Origin of the sequence: Mesorhizobium sp. B2-5-7 (genome assembly GCF_006440875.1) — a bacterium.
Classification (GTDB): Bacteria; Pseudomonadota; Alphaproteobacteria; order Rhizobiales; family Rhizobiaceae; genus Mesorhizobium; species Mesorhizobium australicum.
The window spans coordinates 787,173-808,459 of the sequence record NZ_VFUO01000001.1; the positions used below are offsets into that span (position 1 = coordinate 787,173).

Sequence of the window (21,287 nt, forward strand, 5' to 3'; positions counted from 1 at the left end):
TGATCAAATCTGGGAGGAAATGATGTTGAAGTCGAAATCCGCTTGGTTGTCGGGTTTGGCGCTGGCAGGCGCATTGATGGTCAGCGCCGGCAGTGCCGCGGCCGATCAGATCCGTATCGGCATTGCCAATTTCGGCGAGCATCCGCAATTGAACGCCGCCATAGCCGGCTTCAAGAAGGCGCTGACGGATAATGGCTACGTCGAGGGTAAGGACGTCGTCTACACGGAGAGCCACACCAATTTCGATGCATCGCTGGTGCCGCAGATGATCGCCAAGCTGCAGGCCGAGCAGCCCAAGCTGATCTACACCATCACCACGCCGGTATCGCAGATCGCCAAGAAAGCGCTTGCCGGTTCCGGCATTCCGATCGTTTTTGCCGCGGTCACCGATCCGGTGGCGGCCAAGCTGGTGCCGTCATGGGACGCCGGAGACGAAGGCATGACCGGCGCCAGCGATCTGCAGGACGTCGCCGCGGTGATGGCCTTCACCAAGAAGCTGCTGCCGAACGCCAAGCGCTTCGGCGTGCCTTATAATCCCGGTGAGGCCAATGACGTTGCCTTGGTCGAAAAGATCAAGGCGGCGGCACCGGCCGCGGGCTTCGAGGTGGTGGAGGTCGGCATCGACAACGTCAATGACATCCAGCAACGCATCGCTTCGCTCGCCGGCAAGGCCGACGTGATCTACGGCCCGGCCTCGAACCTGATACAGCCGGCGATCGCAGCTGTCTCCGCGGCCGCGCGCCAGGCCGGTATCCCGGTCGTCAACTCCGATGACAGTGCGGTCCGTAACGGCACCGTGCCGGCGAGCTTCGCGGTCAATTACACGCAGGTCGGCGTCAACGCCGGCAACATCGCCGCCGAGATCCTCAAGGGCAAGGATCCTAAGACGATCGCGCCGTCGCGCCCGGCCTACAAGGACCACATGGCAACGATCTCGCGCAAGGCGATGGCCGCGTTCGGCATCGAGATACCGGCTTCAATGGCCGATTGCGGCTGCATCGTCGACTAACATCGGAACTGCTGGGGTGACGGCGTCGGCGCCGTCATCCCGAGGTCAGGGAGAAACGATGCTCGAGATTCGATCCGCGCGCAAAGTGTTCTACAAGGGCCAGGCCGACGAGAAGGTCGCGCTGGACGGTCTCAGCCTGTCCTTGGCCACCGGAGAGTTCGGCATCGTCATCGGCTCCAACGGGGCCGGCAAGAGCAGCATGCTCAACGCCATTTCCGGCGCCCTGATCCTCGATTCCGGCCAGATCCTGATCAACGGCGCCGACGTGACTGCAATGCCGGTGCACAAGCGCGCCGCGAAACTGGCGCGCGTGTTCCAGGACCCGATGCGCGGCACCGCCGCCAGCATGACGGTTGCGGAAAACATGCTGCTGGCCGATTTGCGCAGCCAAAAGCGCACCTTGCGCCCGGGGCTGAACACCACCCGGCTTGCGTCCTACAGGGAACGACTGTCGATACTGGGTCTCGGTTTGGAAAATCGTCTCGACACGCGCGTCGACCTGCTCTCGGGCGGGCAGCGGCAATCCTTGTCGCTGATCATGGCGGTCGGTGGGTCGCCGGACTTGCTGCTGCTCGACGAGCATACCGCGGCCCTCGACCCGCGCACGGCCGAAATCGTCATGCAAGCGACGGTTCGCGCCGTCAACGCGCTGAAACTGACGACTTTGATGGTGACCCACAACATGCAACACGCCGTCGACCATGGCAGCCGGGTGATCATGCTCGATGCGGGCCGGGTGCTCCTGGAAGTCACCGGGCAGGAGAAGGCGAGGGTCACGGTTATCGATCTGATCGGCCATTTCTCCGTCAAGACCGATCGCATGTTGCTGGCGAGCTGATCATCATGGGTTTTGTTGGGGACGTTCTCACCAGCTTCGTCGCGATCGTGCCGGTCACCCTGGCGCAAAGCCTGATCCTGGCCTTTGTCGTGCTCGGGATCATGATCCCGTTTCGCATGCTGAATTTTCCCGATCTCACCAGCGAAGGCGCTTTTCCGCTGGGCGGCTGCGTCTGCGGCGTTCTCCTTGCCGCCGGCGCATCGCCGCTGATGGGCGTTGCTGCCGCCCTTGTCGCCGGCTTCGCGGCGGGCTGCTGCACCGCCTTCATCCATCTGCGCTTCCGCATCCACACGCTGCTTGCGGGCATCCTGATGATGACGATGCTCTACAGCATCAACCTTCGCATTATGGGCAAGTCCAACCTGTCCGTCTTCGGTTCGCCCTCGGTGTTCGACTGGGTGCCGTTCGCGCGGCCGGGTTTCCCCGCCAGCAAGATCGTCGTCGCGGGTCTCCTCGCGCTTGCCGCCTTCATGCTGCTCTACATGTTCTTCAGGACCGAGAAGGGGACCGCCGTGCGCGCCGTGGGCGCCAATCCTGACATGGCCGAAGCGCAAGGCATCAATGTCTGGGCCGCGACCATAGGCGGTGTCGGGCTGGCCAGCGCTTTTTCGGCGTCAAGCGGTGCGCTGATGGTGCAGTCGCAAGGGTTCGCCGACGTCAATATGGGCCTGGGAATTCTCATCAACGGCCTTGCCGCGCTGATGATCGGCGAAGCCGTCGTCGGCAAGCAAACGGTCTGGCGGCAATTGCTGGCGCCCTTCGCCGGCGCGATCATCTACTACCAGCTGGTGTCGTTCTGCCTTGCGGCCGGCATGCCGCCGCCTGACCTGAAGCTTGCCACGGGCCTGTTCGTGCTGGCCATGCTTGCCTTGCCCAGCCTCAAGCGCAGCCGGGGTTCCGCACCGGTTCGCGAAGCGATTCGTGAGTAACCGGCGTGAATGACCAAGGCGTGAATAACCAGGGAATGTCACAAATGATGCCTACGACGCTCGATCTCGCAGCCGTCGAAGCCATGGATGCGGCGGACCCGCTGCGTGCCATGCGCGACCGGTTCATCTTGCCGGAAGGCGTGATCTATCTCGACGGCAATTCACTCGGCGCCGCGGCACCCGCCGTCTTCGACGAGCTGCGGAAAGCCGCGACCCAGGAGTGGGCACAGGATCTGATCCGTGCCTGGAACACCGCCGGCTGGTTCGACATGCCGGTCGCGCTCGGCGACCAACTGGGGCGGCTGATCGGCGCGGCGGCCGGCCAGACGGTGGTCTGCGATACGACCTCGATCAACATCTACAAGGTGCTGCATGCCGCACTCGGCATGCGGCCGGACCGCTCGGTCATCGTCGCCGAGGGCGACAGCTTTCCAACCGATCTCTACATGGCCGAAGGCGTGGCCTCGACGCGCCCCGGCACGGTGTTGCGGCTTGAGGGCGTTGATGCGCCGACCATTGAGGAGCTGATCGACGAGCGCGTTGCGGTCATCCTGGTCAACCACGTCAACTACAAGTCCGGCCAGCTGCGCGACATGGCGGCACTGACATGCAAGGCCCATCAGGTCGGAGCGCTGATCGTCTGGGATCTCTGCCACACCGCCGGCGCGCTGCCTGTCGAGCTCGACAGCGCCAATGCCGATTTCGCCATCGGCTGCACCTACAAATATCTCAATGGCGGCCCGGGCGCGCCAGCCTTCATCTACGCCGCCGAGCGTCATCACGATAAAGTCCAGCAGCCGCTCAGCGGTTGGTGGGGCCATGCGCGGCCCTTCGCCTTCGAGCAGGGTTATGCGGCCGGGAGCGGTATCCGCCGGTTCCTGTGCGGCACGCAGCCGGTGTTATCGATGCGAGCGCTGAAGGGGGCGCTGGATATCTGGGACGATGTCGACATGGCGACGGTGCGCAAGAAGAGCGTCGCGCTCACCGACCTGTTCATCCAGCTCGTCGAGACCAGATGCGGCGCCTACGGCCTGGAGCTGGAAAGCCCGCGCGACGGCAATCAGCGTGGCAGCCAGGTGTCCTTCCTCCATCCCAACGGTTACCAGGTGATGCGGGCCTTGATCGAGCGCGGTGTGATCGGCGATTTCCGTGCGCCGTCGACGATCCGCTTCGGCTTCACCCCGCTCTATGTCGGCTACGCCGATGTATGGCAGGCGGTCGAGGTCCTGGAAGATATCCTGCGCACTGGCGCCTGGCAGGATGCACGCTTCGCGGTCAAGACGGCGGTGACCTGAAGCCGGCGCGAAGCCGGGAAAAATGTGACGCGGTTTCCCACAGGAATTGCGTCAGACGAGAGTTCAGAGCCGGGTGCGAACCGTCCACAGTTCCGGAAACAGGACGACTTCGAGCATCTTCTTGAGATAGGAGGCGCCCGACGTGCCGCCGGTGCCGCGCTTCAGGCCGATGATGCGCTCGACGGTGGTGACGTGGTTGAAGCGCCAGCGGCGGAAATAGTCCTCGAAGTCGACCAGCTTCTCGGCCAGTTCATAAAACATCCAGTAGCGCTGTGGATCGCGGTACACCGTCTGCCAGGCGACCAGGACTTCTTCGTTCTCGGTCCGCGTCTCGCGCCAATCCGTGCGCTTTGCGTCCGCCCCGATGTCGAAGCCATTGCGGGCCAGAAGCAGCAGCGCTTCATCGTAGAGCGACGGCTCGGCCAGGATCGCCTCCAGCTTCTGGCTGAGGTCCGGCCGATGCTTGTGCGGCCCGAGCATGGCGAGGTTGCGGTTACCGGCCATGAACTCGATGGCGCGATACTGCCAGGACTGGAAACCCGAGGACTGGCCGAGCGCGTCGCGGAACTCGGTGTATTCGCTGGGCGTCATTGTGCGCAGCACGTCCCAGGCATTGTTCAACTGCTCGAAAATGCGGGCGACACGCGACAGCATCTTAAAGCTCGGTTCGAGGCGGTCGGCACGGATCGAGCGGATCGCCGCGCCAATCTCGTGCAAAGCGAGTTTCATCCACAATTCCGATGTCTGGTGCTGGATGATGAACAGCATTTCGTCATGCGCCGAGGACAGCGGTGTCTGGGCCTCCAGCACTTTCTCCAGGTGCAGATAGTCGCTGTAGGACATCCGCTCCTTGAACGACATCTCTGCGCCTTCAGAGGCCGGATCGTAAGGCTCGCTCAATTGATCTTCTCCGTGCGCAGCCGAAACCGCTGGATCTTGCCGGTCTGGGTCTTCGGCAGAGCGGCGATGAATTTGACCGATCGGGGATATTTGTAAGGCGCGATGGCTGCCTTGACGTGGTCCTGCAGGCGCTTGACGGTCATCGCGTCTGGCGGGACGCCTTGCACCAGCACGACATGCGCCTCGACGATCTGGCCGCGCTCGCCATCCTCGGCACCGATGACCGCGCATTCGGCGACATCGGGATGCGACAGCAGCGCCGCCTCGACCTCGGGTCCGGCGATGTTGTAGCCGGCGCTGACGATCATGTCGTCGGAACGCGCGGCGAAGTGGAAGAAGCCGTCCTCATCCTGCGTGAAGGTATCGCCGGTGAGGTTCCAGCCGTCGCGCACATAATCCTTCTGCCTGTCATCGGCCATGTAGCGGCAGCCGGTCGGCCCGCGCACCGCCAGCCGTCCGGTCTCGCCACGCGGCACCTCGCGCATCTCCTCGTCGACGATGCGCGCCTCGTAACCGCCCACCGGCTTGCCCGTCGAAGCGGGCTTCCTGTCGTCAAAGCGGTTGGAGATGAAGATGTGCAGCATTTCGGTGGCGCCGATGCCGTCAAGGATAGGCTTGCCGGTCTTTCGCGTCCACTCTTCGAAGACCGGGGCCGGCAAGGTCTCGCCGGCCGAGACGGCAACGCGCAATGATGAAAGATCGGCGCCTTCGTCCATGGCCTTCAGCATGGCCCGGTAGGCGGTCGGCGCGGTGAAGGAAATGGTCGCTTTGTAGGTCTCGATGATGTGGACCATGTTGGGTGGCGTCGCCTGTTCCAGAAGCGTTGCCGCCGCGCCGAAGCGCAGGGGGAAGATGGCAAGCCCGCCAAGGCCGAAAGTGAAGGCGAGCGGCGGCGAGCCGACGAAGATGTCGTCGGGCGTCACCTGCAGGACTTCACGGGCGTAGGCATCGGCGATGATCAGCAGGTCGCGGTGGAAATGCATCGTCGCCTTCGGCACGCCGGTCGTGCCCGAAGTGAAGCCGAGCAGGGCGACATCGTCGCGGCCGGTGCTGACGGCGGTGAAGGTAACCGGCTTGTCGAGGGCGGCGCGATCGAGCTCGGCGTCATGGCTGGCGGTGCCGTCGAAGCCGATCACCTGCTTCAGGAACGCGCTGTCCTTGGCGCAGGCGGTCATCTCGTCCATCAGCCTGGTGTCGCAGAGCGCGGTCGTGATCTCGGCCTTGTCGACGATCTTGGTGAGTTCACCGGCGCGCAACATCGGCATGGTGTTGACGACGACAGCACCGACCTTGGTGGCGGCCAGCCAGCAGGCGACCATTGCCGGGTTGTTGGCGGAGCGGATCAGCACCCGGTTGCCCGGCTCGACGCCGTAGTTCTCGACCAGCGCATGGGCGAGACGGTTCGTCCAGTCGGACAGTTCCTTGTAGGTGCGGCGGCGGCCATTGCCGATCAGCGCGGTGTGGTCACCAAGGCCCTTCTCGACGAGCCTGTCGGTCAATTCGACACCGGCATTGAGGTGTTCTGGATAGTCGAAGCCGTCGAGCAGGAAGTCGGGCCATTGCTCGGGCGGCGGCAGATTATCGCGGGTGAACGTGTCGGTATGCGCTGAAGGCCCAAGCATGTCGCCGCTGTCCCTGTCTGCCGCTTGGCAGTGTGCGTGGCACCTGGCCGGCGGCGGTGGATCTGAATTCCTGTCTCTCGCGGAAGGCTTCGTGCGGCCGGCTACACCCTTGTCGACATGTCACCGGAAAGGTGACCATCGGCGGGTTCGGACGGCACAGCGGACCTCCCATTTTGTCGGCTGTTCCGAAGGCAGGATCGCACCAGTCGAAATTTGTTTCAAGCCTAAAATGTTTCATCCCAAAGCCTTGACGCACGGCCTGGTGGCGGCCATTGCTAGCACTGAGACGACGCTTTTGGGGAGGGTGCCGATGCTCGACCATCGCATTGCCGATTGGGATAATGCCTATGCCAACGGCGCGAATATTGCCGGCAGCGACCGGTGGCCGGCCGCCTGGTCGGAACCAGCGCAAGCGTTCCGTGACGCACTGTCGGGGGAGGGCCGGGCACGGTTCGACATCGCGTATGGCAATCGGCCACGCAACCGGCTCGATCTTTTCCTGCCGGAGGCCACGCCCAGGGGGCTCGTCGTGTTCATCCATGGCGGCTATTGGCTGGAGTCCGATAAAAGCGGATGGTCGCATCTCGCCAAGGGCCCAGTCGGCAACGGCTTTGCCGTGGCTATGCCTTCCTACACGCTGTGCCCGGACATCCGCATTGCCGGCATTGTCAGCGAAATCGGGGCGGCGATCGGCAAAGCGGCGGCAATTGTCGGAGGACCGCTAATGTTGACCGGACATTCGGCCGGTGGACATCTCGCCAGCCGCATGGTGACCACAAGCACACCGCTCGCCACCGATGTCGTGCGGCGCATACGCCACGTCGTTTCGATTTCCGGCTTGCATGATTTGCGCCCGCTCATGCGCACCGGCATGAACGCCGTGCTGAAAATCGATGAGCATGAGGCGCTGACGGAAAGCCCGGCACTGCTGAGGCCAATCGATGGTGTCCACATCACCTGCTGGGCTGGCGGCGGCGAGCGCTCGGAGTTCCTGCGACAGAATGCGTTGCTGGCCAACATCTGGACCGGGCTTGGCGCCACCACCAGTGCCGTGGTCGAGCCCGACCGGCATCACTACGATGTAGTTGATGGCCTGGCCGATCCGGCGCATGCATTGACGCGGACCTTGATCTCGGAATAAGCCCTGTGATCAGTAAGTTATTACGAAATACTTCAGCGCAACATCAGAACGCTGCAAGCGTCGCCCGCAGCGGATGCAGGGGCAAAAGGCGCGCGAACGACCAGTCCGTTGGCATCGGCCAGCATCCTCAGCATCGAGGAATCCTGGATGCCGAACGGCGTCGCCACCAGTTCGCCGTCATCCTCCCTGACTACCGCCCTCACATAATCCTGGCGCAGGTCATTGGCCGCCATTGCGGCGCCCAGCCGTGCCGGGCGGATATCCTGACGATGGTCGCGACCGCCCAGCCTTGCCAGAAGCGGCTTCAGGAACAATTGCGAGCAGACCAGGCTTGCTACCGGATTACCGGGCAGGCCGATGCATCTGATATCGCCGAGGCGCCCGAACATCAGCGGCTTGCCGGGACGCATGGCGATCTTCCAGAAGCCGAGCGTCATGCCTTCGCCGGTCAGCACGTCATGGATCAGGTCGTGGTCGCCGACCGATGCGCCGCCCAGCGTGACGATGACATCGGCACCCGCCGCGACCGCTTTCCTGACCAGGCCGGCGATGTCGTCCTTGCGGTCGGCGGCGATCCCGAGATCGAGCGCACAGGCACCGACCGATTGTGCCGCCGCGGCGACGCCGTAGGCGTTGGACGAGATAATCTGGTCGGGCCCGAGTTCGCTGCCGGGCGGCAACAACTCGTCACCGGTGGCGATGATGGCGACCAGCGGCCGTTTCACCACGCCTACTCGGGGATGATTGGCCGATGCCGTCAGCGACAGTGCCGCCGGGTCGAGCACGCGCCCCTTCTCCAGCAGCACGTCGCCCTTGGAAAAATCGAGGCCGACGCGGCGAATGTTACGCCACACGGCGGTTGGCTCGATCACTTCGATGTTGCCGCCGCCGAAATCCTGGACGTTTTCCTGGATGACGATGGTGTCGGCGCCGTCAGGCAGCGGTGCGCCGGTGAAGATACGCACTGCCTGTGCCTGGCCGACGGCGCCGTCAAAGCCGCGTCCGGCCGGCGCCATGCCGATCACCGAGAGTTTCGACGGCACCGACGCGACATCGGCGGCTCGCACCGCATAGCCGTCCATGGCCGAAGCGTTGAAGGGCGGCTGGGTGCGCAGCGCCATGACCGGTTCCGCCAGCACACGATCGATCGCCTCGATGAGCGGGACGCTTTCGCCGGCCAGCGGCACGGCGCCGTCGAGCAGGCGCTCGAGCGCGTCGGCGACCGGAACCAGTGCCATCAGAGCCCTGCCTTGTAGTCGCCGGACTTGCCGCCGGTCTTTTCGACCAGCCGTATGCCGGAGATGACCATGGCGCGGTCAACCGCCTTGGCCATGTCGTAAATGGTCAGGCAGGCCACCGAGGCTGCCGTCAATGCTTCCATTTCGACGCCGGTCTTGCCGGTGACGCGCGCAAGGGCCGTGACCTTCAGGCCGGGCAGAGCATGGTCAGGCTCTATGTCGACGGAAACCTTGGTCAGCAGCAGAGGGTGGCAGAGCGGGATCAACTCATGCGTCTTCTTGGCCGCCATGATGCCGGCGATGCGCGCCGTGCCCAGCACATCGCCTTTCTTGGCATTGCCGGCGAGGATGGTCTTCAACGTCTCTGGCTGCATCGAGACGAAACCCTCTGCGATCGCGGTGCGCGTCGTCTCGTTCTTGTCGCCGACATCGACCATGTTGGCCTCGCCCTGTGCGCCAAGATGGGTGAGAGCGCCTGTCATCGTCAAATCGCCATAGAGCGACGTGCGTCCATTCGGACGCACAGAGTGCGCTCTGTCGCTTTGACTCTATGCATCGTGCTCTCCGAAAATCGATTCCGATTCTCGGCCCGATGCATCGGACGCCTTGCCCGTGAGCAGCGAGCGCGTTGCAGCGGTCACATCCCGTTGGCGCATCAAGCTCTCGCCCACCAGGAAGGCGCCGATGTCCATCCTTTGCAGTCTAAGGCAATCGTCATGCGAGAAGATGCCGCTTTCGCTGACCAGCAAATGACCCCCCGGCACCATCGCCCGCAGCCGCTCCGACGTATCGAGGCTGGTCTCGAATGTCCGCAGATTGCGGTTGTTGATGCCGATCAATTGCGATGACAGTTTCAGCGCTCGCTCGGTCTCGGCTTCATCGTGCACCTCGATCAGGGCGTCCATGCCGAGCTCGAACGCAGTCGATTCGAGTTGGCTGGCCATGGCATCATCGACGCTGGCCATGATGATCAAAATGGCGTCCGCGCCCCAGGCCCGCGCCTCGTAGACCTGGTAGGGGTCGAACAGGAAATCCTTGCGCAGGGCGGGCAGCGTCACAGCGGCTCGCGCCTCGGTCAGAAACTCCGGTGCGCCCTGAAAGGAGGGCCCATCGGTCAGCACGGAAAGACAGGCCGCGCCGCCTTTTTCATAGGCCCTGGCCAGGCTCGGCGGATCGAAATCGGCACGGATCAGCCCTTTGGACGGACTTGCCTTCTTGATCTCGGCTATCAGTGCGAAGCCACCCGATCCGCGCTTGGCTTCGAGCGCGGCGAGGAACCCGCGCGGCGCGTCGGCGTCCTTCGCGCGCGCCTTGATCTCTGCCAGCGGCACGCTTGCCTTGGCGGCGGCGATCTCGTCGCGCTTGTAGACTTCGATCTTGCGCAGAATGTCAGACACGGTTCACCCGTTCGAAATCTCGACCAGCCGGTCGAGCACCTGCAGCGCCCGGCCGCTGTCGATGGCCTGTGCGGCGATGGCGATGCCGTCACCGAGTGTCGTCGCCTTGCCCGCAATCACCAGTCCGGCGCCGGCATTCATCAACACCGTGTCGCGATAGGCGCCGGCGGTGCCGCCCAGCATATCGCGCAAGGCCTTGGCATTGTAGGCGGCATCACCGCCACGCAACTCATCCTTGGTATGACGCTTCAGTCCAACCTCTTCCGGGGTCAGCGTGAAGCTGCGGATTTCGCCGCCGACCAGTTCGGCTACCTGTGTCTCGCCTGTGGTGGTGATCTCGTCATAACCATCGCCGTGGGCGACCCAGGCATGCTCGGTGCCGAGCGCCTTCAGCGTTTCGGCCACCGGCATGATCCATTCCGGCATGAACACGCCGACCATCTGCCGCCTGACGCTAGCCGGGTTCGAAAGCGGGCCGAGCAGGTTGAAGATGGTGCGCGTACCAAGCTCGCCACGAACCGGACCGACATGCTTCATCGCCGGATGGTGCGCTGGCGCGAACATGAAGCCGACGCCGGCTTCATGGATGCACTTGCCGATTAGCTCCGGCGCGATGTCGATCCTGACGTCAAGGGCAATTAGCACGTCGGCCGCGCCGGTCAGCGAGGACAGGCCGCGATTGCCGTGCTTGGCGACCGGCACGCCGCTGCCGGCAATGACAAAGGCGGAAGCCGTCGAGATGTTGACCGAGTGCGAATTATCGCCGCCGGTGCCGACGATGTCGATGGCGCCGTCAGGAGCATCGACGCGCAGCATCTTGGCGCGCATCGTGGCGACAGCGCCCGATATTTCGCTCACCGTCTCGCCGCGTACGCGCAACGCCATCAGGAAGCCGCCGATCTGCCCTGGGGTCGCATCGCCCGACATGATGATGTCAAAGGCCTCGCACGCCTCCTCGAAGGACAGCGCGGTGCCGGTCGCGACCTTGGCGATATGGGTTTTCAGCGCGCTCATCTTGTCGAGGCTTGGGCAACGGCGGCCTGGTCGACGCGGACGTCGTACTGCGTCTGCAACTGCGCCACCAACTGGTCGAGCAGGTCGTCGGACATGCCGGAGGTGAATGATTTCTGCGCGTCGTCCGGCACCGAGCTGGCGTCGGCGCCGGCCGGTTCGAACACTTCGGCGACCTTGAACAGGATCTGGCCGTCGCCGGTGGGCGAGGGGATCAAACCGGTGCCGCCTTCGCCGACGCCGAACATGACGGCGGCGCCTTCCTTGCCGAAATCGGCATCGTCGGCTTCGCGCTTCAAGCCGCGCTTGGTCTGCTTTTCCAGCTTGAGTTCACCGGCGATGACGTCGAGCGTGGTGCCGGCCTTGAGGCGCTTCTCGAGTTCGTCCGCCTTGGCGGCGAGCCGCTTGGCGGTCTCGGCTGCCGTCCAGTCGGCGACAACCTTTTGGCGCACCTCATCAAGAGTGCGGTCGCGGGCCGGCGTGATCGAACCGACCTCATAGAAGACGAAGCCGTTGTCCGCCGTGGTCAGAGCCTCGTTTTCGGTGTTCGGTTCCGCATCGAAGACGGCCTTGATCAGCGCCGGCGATTCCGGCAGGTCCTTGACGATGGAGCCATCGGGCCTCAGGCCGTTGCGATCGATGGCGTCGATGGTGATGTCTTTAAGCTTCAATTTGGCGGCGGCATCGGCCAGCGAACTGCCCGATGCGCGGGTGTCTTCATAATTGTCGTGCACATCCAGAAGGATGCGGCTTGCCTCGCCCAGCGCCAGGTCCTTGCGGATCTGGTCCGACACTTCGGCGAGCGGCTTCACCACCTCGGGCTTGATCTCGGTCACGCGCAGCAGCACCGGACCGAAGGCGCCCTGCACGACCTGGCTGACTTCGTTGGCGTTGAGCGCGAAGGCGGCATCGGCAACCGCCTTGTCGGCGATCTTGTCCTTGGCGAGCGTGCCAAGCAGCGTGTCGGCCGGGGTCTTGCCCTCGGCGGTCACCAGCTTGTCGAAGGTAGCGCCGGCCTTGAGCGAATCGAGCGCCGCCTTGGCGGCATCCGGTGTCTTGAACACAAGCTGCTCGATGGTGCGCATTTCGGGCGTGGTGTAGCGTGACTTGTTCTTGTTGTAGTCGTCACTGACCTGCTGGTCGGTGACCGCGGTCGTATCCATTATGTCCGCCGGTTCGAGGCGGACATACGAGAATTTGCGGTATTCAGGTGCGGCGTAGCTCTTCTTGTTGGCCTCGAAATAGGCCTGAAGCACGCTGTCGCTCGGCGCCATGATCGGCTCGACCAGCGCCTTCGGCAAAGTCAAATAGTCGACGGTGCGGTCTTCACCGCGGTAGAGCGCGACCGCCTTGAAGAACGTGTCCGGCGCCTTGAGGCCGTCCGAGACCGCCTCGACGATCTGCTGGCGCACCGCCACCTGGGCACGGTTCTTCAGATAATCCTCGGGCCGCATGCCGACCTGGTGCAGCATGTAGTCGAACGTCCTTCGGTCGAACTGACCCCCAGGGCCCTTGAAAGCCGGGTCTTCGCGGGTGAGTTCGGCCAGCCGATCCTTGGAAAGGCCGAGGCCGAGCTTGCGTGCCTGCTCGTCGAGGACGGCACCGGAAACGAGTTGCGCCAGCACCTGGTTGTCGATGCCGAGCGCCTTTGCCTGTTCATGGGTGAGGCGCTGACCAAACTGCTGCGACATGACGGCGAGCTGGCGGTCATAGGCGAGGCGGTATTCGTTGATCGATACTTTGGTGCCGCCGGCCGTTATCACCGAATCGTGGCCCGCGAAGCCGCCCATCAGCCGTCCGGAGATGCCCCAGGCGGCGAAACTGACCACCAGCAGCGAAAGCAATGTCTTCGCGACCCAGGTACCCGCCGCGCTTCTCAATATACCAAGCATGGTTACTTCCGATTTATGCGCATTTTCGCATGCGCCGAGTCTGAACCAAGCGCAATAGCGCCCTTCCTGCCCACTGTCGATTGCTTTGTGGCCTGATTTTGGTAGTGAGGGCCAGAGCTTGATATCGCCCGGAGAAGCACACCATGACACCAGGAATTCGCCCGCTTGTCGCCGGCAACTGGAAAATGAACGGCACCAGCGCCTCGCTGAACGAGCTCAGGATGATCGGCAACGGTTTCATGAGCGGGCTCGACGCCGAGACCGAAGCGCTGGTCTGCGTTCCCGCGACGCTGCTTTCCCATGCCGCGGAGATTTTGTCGCGCACGCCGGTCCATGCCGGTGGCGAGGACTGTCATCCCAAGGAAAGCGGTGCCTATACCGGCTGTATCTCAGCGGAGATGCTGAAGGACGCAGGCGCCAGCCATGTCATTGTCGGCCATTCCGAATGCCGCGAGCAAAGCGGCGAGCACGATGCGACGGTCCAGGCCAAGGCCACCGCCGCCTGGCGGGCCGGGCTCGTGGCCATCGTGTGCATCGGCGAGACGCGGCAGGAGCGTGAGGCTGGAGCGACGCTGGAGGTGCTGTCGCGCCAGGTCGCCGGCTCGGTGCCGCCAAGCGCCACGCCATCCAACACCGTCATTGCCTATGAGCCGGTTTGGGCGATCGGCACCGGCCTGACGCCAACCGCGGCCGATGTGGCCGAGGCGCATGCGCATATCCGCGAAAAGCTGGCGGAAAAACTTGGGGCCGCCGCCGCCAGGATGCGCATCCTGTACGGTGGCTCGGTCAAGCCTTCCAATGCCGTTGAACTGCTGGGCGTCAGGAATGTCGACGGCGCGCTGGTCGGCGGTGCCAGCCTGAAAGCGGCTGATTTCCTGGGCATCGCCGAAGCCTATCGCAGCATTGCTGGCTGAGATTCACGAGGATGGACGGGTCTCGTCCCGTTCAAATTCGTTGCAAAGAGGGCGTTGCTTCCCATATTCCGGCCACGGGCTTGGAAATGCCGTGAAAGCATTGTATTGAGCCGCCTCCAATTCACCGGCCGTGTCCGCGGCCGGGCAGGGCCTTGCCAGGATAAATTATGCAAACCGTACTGATCGTCATTCATCTCATGGTCGTGCTCGCCCTTGTCGGCGTGGTGCTGCTGCAGCGCTCCGAAGGCGGCGGTCTCGGCATTGGTGGCGGATCGGGCTTCATGACCGCGCGCGGCGCGGCCAACGCATTGACCCGGGCGACGGCGATCCTGGCGGCAGCGTTCTTTGTGACGTCGCTGACCTTGTCGATCATTGCCCGCTACGGCGAAAAGCCGATCGACATTCTCGATCGGGTTCCCGCGACCTCGGATGGCGCCGGCAAGGGCGTGCTCAACCAATTGCCGGGTACGGCCACGCCGGCACCCGCCGGCAACACCACGCCGACGCCTCCGTCCGGCAACGACGCCGCGACAAAACCGCTGGCAACGGCCCCGGCCACCGCGCCCGCCGGCAGCACCACGCCGTCAGCGGCCAATGGAACCACCAACACCGCGCCGGCGTCGCCTCAGGTTCCGAACCAATAACCTCACGTTCGAAACCGCGATCTGTGTTCGTTTGAACACAGTCGCGGCAAATGCTGCGCAATCACGAAGATTCGACGGACCACGGCGCGGTCTCGCGCTTGAGGCATACGCGCTTATTCGACTATAGATTGCACGCGGCATTTTCGGCGTCCTTGGGGGACGCCGGGCGACGCCGTGGGCAACAAGCATTGAACGATCGGATCTTCGCCATGCAGCTTCGCAGCTTCATTTTCCTGGGACTTTGCGCCGCAATCGGCATGAGTTCCCCGGCCTCCGCCGCCATGCCGGCAAACATGGCCGCACAACAGTCGGTGTCGCTTGAAAAGACCGACGCCATCCCCGTCGCGGCCAAAAGCGATGCGACGCAGTTGAAGCTTCTCAAGAAGAAGAAAAACCCTACGCCGGAGGATCTCGCCCAGATCAAGAAGATCGAGGCCAAGATCGTTGCCGACAAGGAGGATGCCAAGGCCAAGGCGCTCGAGGCCAGGAAAATGGCGATGCGCGAGGCGGCCAAGGCCAGGGCTGACGCAGATCGGCAGGCGTTCCTGGCCAGCAAGGGCCAGAAAGCGGCGGCAACCGAAGTGGCCGATGCCAAGCCGGCCAAGAAGACCGTCAAGATCATCGAACCGATCGAACCTGTCACCCCGATCCCGGCGGTCGAACCGATCCCAGCCGAGGCGATGAATGTCGCTTTGACGGGCAACAATGGCGAACTGCGCAGCGAGGTCGTCGGCGGCCAGAAGCAGTCAAGCGGCGGCCTGTTCGCGGGTCTGTTCGGTGGAACATCGTCTGGCTCATCGATCAGCTATCTGCCCGAGACACGCGCGCTCGACTCGGCACTTGCCCAGAAGAACGCCAAGAAGCCGTTCAAGGTGAAGCCGGAATTCGTGCCTCAGGACGTGGAATTCACCGGCTATGACGCCGGCACAATCGTCATCGACACCAGCGCTCGCCGACTCTACCTCGTCGAATCATCGACCACCGCACGCCGTTACGCCATCGCGGTCGGCCGCGAAGGCCTGCAGTTCAAGGGCACGGTCGCGGTCGGGGACAAGCAGGAGTGGCCGCGCTGGATCCCGACGCTCGACATGCAGAAGCGCGAGCCCAAGCACTACGGCCAGTACAAGGACGGCATGGCAGGCGGCGGCCAGAACCCGCTCGGCGCCCGCGCCATCTATCTCTACGATGGCAGGAAGGACACGCATCTGCGTATCCACGGCACCATCGCGCCGCAGTCGATCGGCACCAGCGCGTCCAATGGCTGCTTCCGCATGATGAACGAGCACGTCATGGATCTATACAGCCGCGTCCGGATCGGCACCAAAGTCGTCATCATCTGACGTTTCCGTCATCATGCCGAAGGGCCGGCTCAGCCGGCCCTTTTGTTTTGCTTAGAGCGATTCAAAACCCTTTGGCCGTGATGCCTGTCCGAAAGCCGGATCCCACTTTTCGGGATCATGGTCCGAGCGCCTTTTTGGGAAAAAGCCTTCGCGGCGGTTTTTTCTCTGGCGGAATCAATCCGGCCGCGTTAAGCGATGACTCCCATGGCGCGATATGTATTCATCACAGGCGGCGTGGTTTCCTCACTTGGAAAAGGCATTGCCGCAGCGGCCCTTGGGGCTCTCCTGCAGGCGCGAGGTTATCGCGCACGCATCAAAAAACTCGACCCTTATCTGAACGTCGATCCCGGCACGATGTCGCCGTACCAGCACGGGGAGGTGTTCGTCACCGATGACGGTGCCGAGACCGACCTCGATCTTGGCCATTACGAGCGCTTCACCGGCCGGTCCGCCAATCAGCAGGACAACATCACGACCGGGCGTATCTACAAGAACATCATCGAGCGCGAGCGGCGCGGCGATTATCTCGGCGCCACCGTGCAGGTGATCCCGCACGTCACCGACGAGATCAAGAATTTCGTCCTCGACGGCAATGACGATTATGATTTCGTGCTGTGCGAGATCGGCGGCACGGTCGGCGACATCGAGGCGATGCCGTTCCTCGAGGCGATCCGCCAGCTCGGCAACGATCTGCCGCGCAACAACGCCGTCTATGTCCACCTGACGCTGATGCCCTATATCCCGACGGCGGGCGAACTGAAGACCAAGCCGACCCAGCATTCGGTCAAGGAGCTGCGCGGCATAGGCATCGCGCCCGACATTCTTCTGGTGCGCGCCGACCGCGCCATCCCCAAGGAAGAGCGCCGCAAGCTGTCGCTGTTCTGTAATGTCAGGGAAAGCGCCGTCATCCAGGCGCTCGACGTGCCACATATCTACGACGTGCCGATGGCCTATCACAAGGAAGGTCTGGATTCGGAAGTGCTCGCTGCCTTCGGCATCGAGCCGGCGCCCAAGCCGCGCATGGAGCCGTGGCAGGCAGTCTCCAACCGCATCCACAATCCGGAAGGCGAGGTCACCATCGCCATCGTCGGCAAGTATACCGGCCTCAAGGATGCCTACAAATCGCTGATCGAGGCGCTTTCGCATGGCGGGCTGGCCAATCACGTCAAGGTCAAGCTCGACTGGATCGAATCGGAAATCTTCGAAAAGGAAGACCCGACGCCTTGGCTGGAGAAGGTGCACGGCATATTGGTGCCCGGCGGCTTCGGCGAACGCGGCTCAGAAGGCAAGATCCTGGCGGCCAAATTCGCACGCGAGCGCAAGGTGCCGTATTTCGGCATCTGCTTCGGCATGCAGATGGCGTGCATCGAGGCGGCGCGATCGCTGGCCGGTGTCGAACATGCCTCGTCGACCGAATTCGGCCCGACCAAGGAGCCGGTCGTCGGTTTGATGACCGAATGGCTGAAAGGCAACATGCTGGAAAAGCGCAGGGCGACTGGCGATCTCGGCGGCACCATGCGGCTCGGCGCCTATCAGGCCGAGCTCGCCAAGGGTTCGAAGATCGCCGACATCTACGGCGACACCCAGATTTCCGAACGTCACCGGCACCGCTACGAGGTCAATATCGACTACAAGCAGCGCCTGGAGGATTGCGGGCTGGTGTTTGCAGGCATGTCGCCCGACGGTGTGCTGCCGGAGACGGTCGAATACCCCGACCATCCCTGGTTCATCGGCGTGCAATATCACCCCGAACTGAAGAGCCGGCCGCTCGATCCGCATCCGCTGTTTGCCAGCTTCATCGAGGCGGCGGTGGAGCAGAGCCGTCTGGTCTGATCGCTCCCATGCGGACCTATGTCGCGCTTCTCTACAGCATCGTCCTGGGAGAGGGGCGGCGGGTCGTCATGTCCGACCTCAAGGCCATGGCGGAAAGTCTCGGCCTAAAGAATGTCCGCACCTTGGTGGCGACCGGCAACCTGGTCTTCGAGAGTGAAAAGACCTCGATCACCACGCTTGAGACACGCCTGGAATCCGCCTTCGAACAGGCCTTTGGCCGCCATGTCGATATCATCGTGCGTGCCGCCGAAGACTGGCGCAAACTCGCAAGCGGTAATCCATTCCCGACCGAGTCGGTGGAAGCCGGCGACCAGGTGGCGGTGCGCGTAATGCGCAAACCTGTAGCCGAAGACGCCATATCCGGGCTTCAGGCCTGTGCCGCCGCGGACGAGAAAGTGCTTCTGGCCGGCGGAGACATCTGGGTCGTCTTTTCAAGGGAGAGGCCTAGCTCGCGCCTGCTTGCCGCCGCCAACCACAAGCGCATGGGCGTCGGCACCTCGCGCAATTGGAACACCGTGCGCAAGCTGGCCGAAATGGTCGCGCGGTAGAGCGGGGCGGCTCGGGCCGCCCCGCTCTGGTTCATCAAGCTTTCGCCACCTTGGCGCCGGCGCTCACGGCCGCGGTGCGCAGCACGTAGTAGATGACGCCGGCAATCGCCACGCCGAAGAACCAGCCATAGACGCCCCACCAGGACGGCAGCCAGTTGGTGAAGTTGGGCAGGATCGACGAGAAGATGGCGCCAATGCCGGCGGCGATGAACGCATTGACGTGCCAGCCACCCTGGAAGCGGAACTCGCCGTCCTCGCGATACAGCGCCTCGACGTCGACTTCACCTTTGCGGATCAGATAGTAATCGACCATCATCACGCCGAAGATCGGCCCCATCGTTGCGCCGATGACGTTGACGAAGGAAGCCGCACTGCCTTCCCACGGTGCGAAGGGATAGAGCACCAGCGCGATGACGGCCGCGATGTAGCCGCCTTTCTTGAAGTCGATCTGGCGGGGAAAGACATTGGAAAAGTCGAAGGCCGGCGAGACGAAGTTGGCCACGACATTGATGCCGAGCGTCGCCACCGCGAAGGTGAGCGCCGCGAGCGCGGCCAGGAACCAGCTGTCGAACTTGGCCGAGATCTGGTCGGGGTGCAGCAGCACCTCATGGTAGACGTCGTAGGCGGCGATGGTGGTGACGCCGGCGACCAGCGAGAACAGGATCAGGTTGATAGGCAGGCCCCAGATATTGCCCTTGCGCAGCGATGCCTGGTCGGGGGCATAACGGGCGAAATCGCAGAAGTTTAGATAGAGCGCCGAGAAGTACGTCACCCAGATCGCCGCCACGGCAAACAGTGCGGTCCAAGACCCTGGAGTACCAGGGACGCCCGCATCCTTGGTCTTTTCAAGTAATACATCCATTGGGATATCGCTGGTGAAAGCGAAGGTTCCTGATTTGACGCAGAGATAGATGGCCAGGATCAGCATCATCACCCAGACCGCCGGACCAGCCCAGTCCTGGAAGCGGCGCACCGTTTCCATGCCGCGCTGGATGATCAGCAGTTGCAGTGCCCATATGATCACGAAGCAGATCACCTCCAGGCCGGAATGGCCAAGGAAATGGGTATTGGCGTTGAAATCGGCGAACCATTGCGAGCGGATCAGCAATGCGACGATGGCGCCTGAGGCGGCCGCCGTCTGCGCGCCGTACCAGAAGCAGGCGACGATGGCGCGCACCAGTGCCGGAATGTTGGCGCCCCAGATGCCGAAGGAGGCGCGGGCGAGCACGGGGTAGGGCACACCGGTCTTCACACCGGCATAACCGACCATGTTCATCAGTGCGTAGATGATCAGCGAACCGATGCCGATGGCGATGATGAAATTGACGAAGCCGCCACAGAACAGAAACAGGCTGGCGGCGAGGTAGTAGCCCCACAGGCTATGGACGTCCGACGTCCAGACGTTGAAGATCGAGAACGGTCCCCAGTTTCGAACCTTGGCAGGAGCGAGGTCTTCATTATACAGGTCAGGCGATGCGCCTTGTATCGTCATTGCAATGTCCCCTTCTTGCAGCACGCGCCCTCACGCGTTGACCGCAGAGGTTACGCCTGACGCAGGGGAACCGGCAAGCAATCGATTTGCCGGCTTTGGCCTTAAAGATATTCAATGCGAACCGCGATTATCGAGAGCCCGTGATGGTGAGCCGCTTTTGAAACAGGCCTGCCTGTCGATTCGAATTCTCGATCCACGGCTTCCAAGCTGGACAAACCCGCGTTCCCGACGCCTATTGGCAAGCAAGGCTGCCTAGGCGATGGCCATCACCCGCTTGTGGTCCTCGACTTCGGAAAGCAGCCAATCCTGAAACAGGCCCGTACCCGGCTTGTTTCCGATGCTGCGGCGCTGATGCAGGTAGATGCCGGCCGGATAGGTATGGCGGGCGCTGAACGGGGCGACCAGTTTGCCCTGCTGCAGCAGATCCTGGGCCATCATCGTGTCGGCGAGCGCTATTCCAGCGCCATTGATCGCCTCGCGCATGATCAGCGTACAATCATCCAGCGTCGTGCTGGATTTCGGCGTCGTGTCCAACACGCCTTCCTGCTCCAGCCAGCGCTTCCATCGCATGGTCTCGCATTCGTGGATCAGGTGGTGGTTGACCAGGTCGGCGGGCGATCGCAGCGGCATCGGCCCTTCGAGCAGCGAGGGCGCACAGACCGGCGTCAGGACCAGCGGGATCAGCAGCGTCAGAGCCGGGCCGGCCTTGTAGACGAACTCGTCGACGATGGCCAAATCGAAATTGGCCCGCTTGCCCGATGTCGAGATCTCGAGATCCACGGACGGATGCCGTCGGCGAAAATTCGGCAGCCGGTCCGCTAGCCAAAGGTTCAGGACGGCAGGGACGCACAAAACCCGGACACGCTGGGTCCTGCCGTGGCTTGGGGGGCCGGCGAGACTGACATCATCGGTGGCCCGCCAGATGGCTTCGAATGCTTCGGAGAGGCTGCGTGCGTAATAAGAGCCCCGAATGGTCGGCGTTATCTGCCGAAAGCCGCGCTCGAACAGGTCCTGGCCGAGATTCCGTTCGAGTGCGCGGATGTGACGGCTGATAGCCGAGGGTGTCAAATGCAGCTCTTCGGCTGCGTCCTTGACGCTGCCGAGACGGGCGGCGGCCTCGAAAGCGCGCATGCCATTGAGTGAGGGTAGGGCCATCGGCCGATCATGAATTGCCAGTTGAGTTTTTGTCAATCGATATGGACAAAATTGGCGTTTGATCGCCTGACCCGTTCGGGGATACCCAA

The 21,287-nt window shown here is 63.1% G+C and carries 19 protein-coding genes; 10 read left to right on the forward strand and 9 right to left on the reverse strand.

Annotated elements, in window-relative coordinates; translation table 11 throughout:
• The first annotated feature begins 22 nt into the window (after nucleotides 1-22).
• The 4 genes from FJ543_RS03805 to kynU are packed head-to-tail and all read left to right on the forward strand — an operon-like array spanning nucleotide 23 to nucleotide 4,071.
• Nucleotides 23-1,009, forward strand: coding sequence for an ABC transporter substrate-binding protein (locus FJ543_RS03805; RefSeq protein ID WP_140873826.1), 987 nt, complete (start codon nucleotides 23-25; stop codon nucleotides 1,007-1,009).
• Between the two features lie 58 nt (nucleotides 1,010-1,067).
• Entirely contained in the window at nucleotides 1,068-1,847 is a 780-nt protein-coding gene (locus FJ543_RS03810; RefSeq protein WP_140873828.1) for an ABC transporter ATP-binding protein, read from the forward strand.
• Between the two features lie 5 nt (nucleotides 1,848-1,852).
• Nucleotides 1,853-2,776 (forward strand): ABC transporter permease, encoded by a 924-nt coding sequence (locus FJ543_RS03815; RefSeq protein ID WP_140873830.1) that lies wholly within the window; start codon nucleotides 1,853-1,855, stop codon nucleotides 2,774-2,776.
• A gap of 47 nt (nucleotides 2,777-2,823) precedes the next feature.
• Nucleotides 2,824-4,071 (forward strand): kynureninase, encoded by a 1,248-nt coding sequence (gene kynU / locus FJ543_RS03820; RefSeq protein WP_140874455.1) that lies wholly within the window; start codon nucleotides 2,824-2,826, stop codon nucleotides 4,069-4,071.
• A gap of 63 nt (nucleotides 4,072-4,134) precedes the next feature.
• On the opposite strand, the gene kynA is transcribed toward kynU, so the two are convergent.
• Nucleotides 4,135-4,971: a tryptophan 2,3-dioxygenase gene (gene kynA, locus FJ543_RS03825; protein WP_140726992.1), complete on the reverse strand. Its 837-nt coding sequence runs from the start codon at nucleotides 4,969-4,971 to the stop codon at nucleotides 4,135-4,137.
• Complete coding sequence (locus tag FJ543_RS03830; protein ID WP_140873832.1) at nucleotides 4,968-6,593, reverse strand: AMP-binding protein; 1,626 nt, start codon at nucleotides 6,591-6,593, stop codon at nucleotides 4,968-4,970. Before FJ543_RS03830 ends, kynA begins: the two co-directional genes overlap by 4 nt.
• Nucleotides 6,594-6,903: 310 nt before the next feature.
• Between FJ543_RS03830 and FJ543_RS03835 the strand changes: the two genes are divergently transcribed.
• Nucleotides 6,904-7,734, forward strand: a complete 831-nt coding sequence (locus FJ543_RS03835; protein WP_140873834.1) for an alpha/beta hydrolase — start codon at nucleotides 6,904-6,906, stop codon at nucleotides 7,732-7,734.
• A 32-nt stretch (nucleotides 7,735-7,766) separates the two neighbouring features.
• Here the strand turns inward: FJ543_RS03835 and glp are convergent, their stop codons facing one another.
• From glp to FJ543_RS03860, 5 genes are all read right to left on the reverse strand, one after another.
• The gene (gene glp, locus FJ543_RS03840; protein WP_140873836.1) at nucleotides 7,767-8,972 is read right to left on the reverse strand and encodes a gephyrin-like molybdotransferase Glp; all 1,206 of its coding nucleotides are present in this window, start codon (nucleotides 8,970-8,972) and stop codon (nucleotides 7,767-7,769) included.
• On the reverse strand, nucleotides 8,972-9,454 hold the full coding sequence (gene moaC / locus FJ543_RS03845; RefSeq protein WP_140824573.1) for a cyclic pyranopterin monophosphate synthase MoaC: 483 nt from the start codon (nucleotides 9,452-9,454) through the stop codon (nucleotides 8,972-8,974). Before moaC ends, glp begins: the two co-directional genes overlap by 1 nt.
• A gap of 66 nt (nucleotides 9,455-9,520) precedes the next feature.
• The gene (gene trpC / locus FJ543_RS03850; RefSeq protein ID WP_140873838.1) at nucleotides 9,521-10,369 is read right to left on the reverse strand and encodes an indole-3-glycerol phosphate synthase TrpC; all 849 of its coding nucleotides are present in this window, start codon (nucleotides 10,367-10,369) and stop codon (nucleotides 9,521-9,523) included.
• 3 nt (nucleotides 10,370-10,372) lie between these two features.
• The gene (trpD, locus tag FJ543_RS03855; RefSeq protein ID WP_140873840.1) at nucleotides 10,373-11,383 is read right to left on the reverse strand and encodes an anthranilate phosphoribosyltransferase; all 1,011 of its coding nucleotides are present in this window, start codon (nucleotides 11,381-11,383) and stop codon (nucleotides 10,373-10,375) included.
• Nucleotides 11,380-13,272, reverse strand: a complete 1,893-nt coding sequence (locus FJ543_RS03860; protein WP_140873842.1) for a SurA N-terminal domain-containing protein — start codon at nucleotides 13,270-13,272, stop codon at nucleotides 11,380-11,382. Before FJ543_RS03860 ends, trpD begins: the two co-directional genes overlap by 4 nt.
• A 143-nt stretch (nucleotides 13,273-13,415) precedes the next feature.
• Here FJ543_RS03860 and tpiA point away from each other — a divergent pair, with 143 nt between their 5' ends.
• The 5 genes from tpiA (at nucleotide 13,416) to FJ543_RS03885 (ending at nucleotide 18,551) form a co-directional block, all read left to right on the forward strand.
• On the forward strand, nucleotides 13,416-14,186 hold the full coding sequence (gene tpiA / locus FJ543_RS03865; protein ID WP_140873844.1) for a triose-phosphate isomerase: 771 nt from the start codon (nucleotides 13,416-13,418) through the stop codon (nucleotides 14,184-14,186).
• A 167-nt stretch (nucleotides 14,187-14,353) separates the two neighbouring features.
• Complete coding sequence (secG, locus tag FJ543_RS03870; protein ID WP_140873846.1) at nucleotides 14,354-14,830, forward strand: preprotein translocase subunit SecG; 477 nt, start codon at nucleotides 14,354-14,356, stop codon at nucleotides 14,828-14,830.
• A gap of 209 nt (nucleotides 14,831-15,039) precedes the next feature.
• A complete protein-coding gene (locus tag FJ543_RS03875; RefSeq protein WP_140873848.1) occupies nucleotides 15,040-16,170 on the forward strand; it encodes a L,D-transpeptidase in 1,131 nt (376 codons plus the stop codon).
• A 195-nt stretch (nucleotides 16,171-16,365) separates the two neighbouring features.
• Nucleotides 16,366-18,003: a CTP synthase gene (locus FJ543_RS03880; RefSeq protein WP_083883046.1), complete on the forward strand. Its 1,638-nt coding sequence runs from the start codon at nucleotides 16,366-16,368 to the stop codon at nucleotides 18,001-18,003.
• An 8-nt stretch (nucleotides 18,004-18,011) separates the two neighbouring features.
• Nucleotides 18,012-18,551 (forward strand): DUF1697 domain-containing protein, encoded by a 540-nt coding sequence (locus FJ543_RS03885; RefSeq protein ID WP_140616436.1) that lies wholly within the window; start codon nucleotides 18,012-18,014, stop codon nucleotides 18,549-18,551.
• A gap of 34 nt (nucleotides 18,552-18,585) precedes the next feature.
• Here FJ543_RS03885 and FJ543_RS03890 read toward each other — a convergent pair whose 3' ends face one another.
• Together FJ543_RS03890 and FJ543_RS03895 are read right to left on the reverse strand one after the other, a co-directional pair.
• A complete protein-coding gene (locus FJ543_RS03890) occupies nucleotides 18,586-20,043 on the reverse strand; it encodes an NCS1 family nucleobase:cation symporter-1 (protein WP_140616438.1) in 1,458 nt (485 codons plus the stop codon).
• A gap of 252 nt (nucleotides 20,044-20,295) precedes the next feature.
• Complete coding sequence (locus FJ543_RS03895) at nucleotides 20,296-21,198, reverse strand: LysR substrate-binding domain-containing protein (RefSeq protein WP_140873850.1); 903 nt, start codon at nucleotides 21,196-21,198, stop codon at nucleotides 20,296-20,298.
• Between the last annotated feature and the right edge of the window lie 89 nt (nucleotides 21,199-21,287).

Bases quoted from the DNA above. Each gene is read 5' to 3' on its own strand.
- FJ543_RS03880 (WP_083883046.1), top strand. From the start codon at position 16,366: ATGACTCCCATGGCGCGATATGTATTCATCACAGGCGGCGTGGTTTCC.
- FJ543_RS03860 (WP_140873842.1), bottom strand. From the start codon at position 13,272: ATGCTTGGTATATTGAGAAGCGCGGCGGGTACCTGGGTCGCGAAGACA.
- FJ543_RS03895 (WP_140873850.1), bottom strand. From the start codon at position 21,198: ATGGCCCTACCCTCACTCAATGGCATGCGCGCTTTCGAGGCCGCCGCC.
- FJ543_RS03815 (WP_140873830.1), top strand. From the start codon at position 1,853: ATGGGTTTTGTTGGGGACGTTCTCACCAGCTTCGTCGCGATCGTGCCG.
- FJ543_RS03875 (WP_140873848.1), top strand. From the start codon at position 15,040: ATGCAGCTTCGCAGCTTCATTTTCCTGGGACTTTGCGCCGCAATCGGC.
- glp (WP_140873836.1), bottom strand. From the start codon at position 8,972: ATGGCACTGGTTCCGGTCGCCGACGCGCTCGAGCGCCTGCTCGACGGC.
- FJ543_RS03835 (WP_140873834.1), top strand. From the start codon at position 6,904: ATGCTCGACCATCGCATTGCCGATTGGGATAATGCCTATGCCAACGGC.
- tpiA (WP_140873844.1), top strand. From the start codon at position 13,416: ATGACACCAGGAATTCGCCCGCTTGTCGCCGGCAACTGGAAAATGAAC.
- FJ543_RS03810 (WP_140873828.1), top strand. From the start codon at position 1,068: ATGCTCGAGATTCGATCCGCGCGCAAAGTGTTCTACAAGGGCCAGGCC.
- FJ543_RS03830 (WP_140873832.1), bottom strand. From the start codon at position 6,593: ATGCTTGGGCCTTCAGCGCATACCGACACGTTCACCCGCGATAATCTG.
- FJ543_RS03890 (WP_140616438.1), bottom strand. From the start codon at position 20,043: ATGACGATACAAGGCGCATCGCCTGACCTGTATAATGAAGACCTCGCT.
- FJ543_RS03805 (WP_140873826.1), top strand. From the start codon at position 23: ATGTTGAAGTCGAAATCCGCTTGGTTGTCGGGTTTGGCGCTGGCAGGC.
- secG (WP_140873846.1), top strand. From the start codon at position 14,354: ATGCAAACCGTACTGATCGTCATTCATCTCATGGTCGTGCTCGCCCTT.
- kynU (WP_140874455.1), top strand. From the start codon at position 2,824: ATGCCTACGACGCTCGATCTCGCAGCCGTCGAAGCCATGGATGCGGCG.
- trpD (WP_140873840.1), bottom strand. From the start codon at position 11,383: ATGAGCGCGCTGAAAACCCATATCGCCAAGGTCGCGACCGGCACCGCG.
- moaC (WP_140824573.1), bottom strand. From the start codon at position 9,454: ATGACAGGCGCTCTCACCCATCTTGGCGCACAGGGCGAGGCCAACATG.
- FJ543_RS03885 (WP_140616436.1), top strand. From the start codon at position 18,012: ATGCGGACCTATGTCGCGCTTCTCTACAGCATCGTCCTGGGAGAGGGG.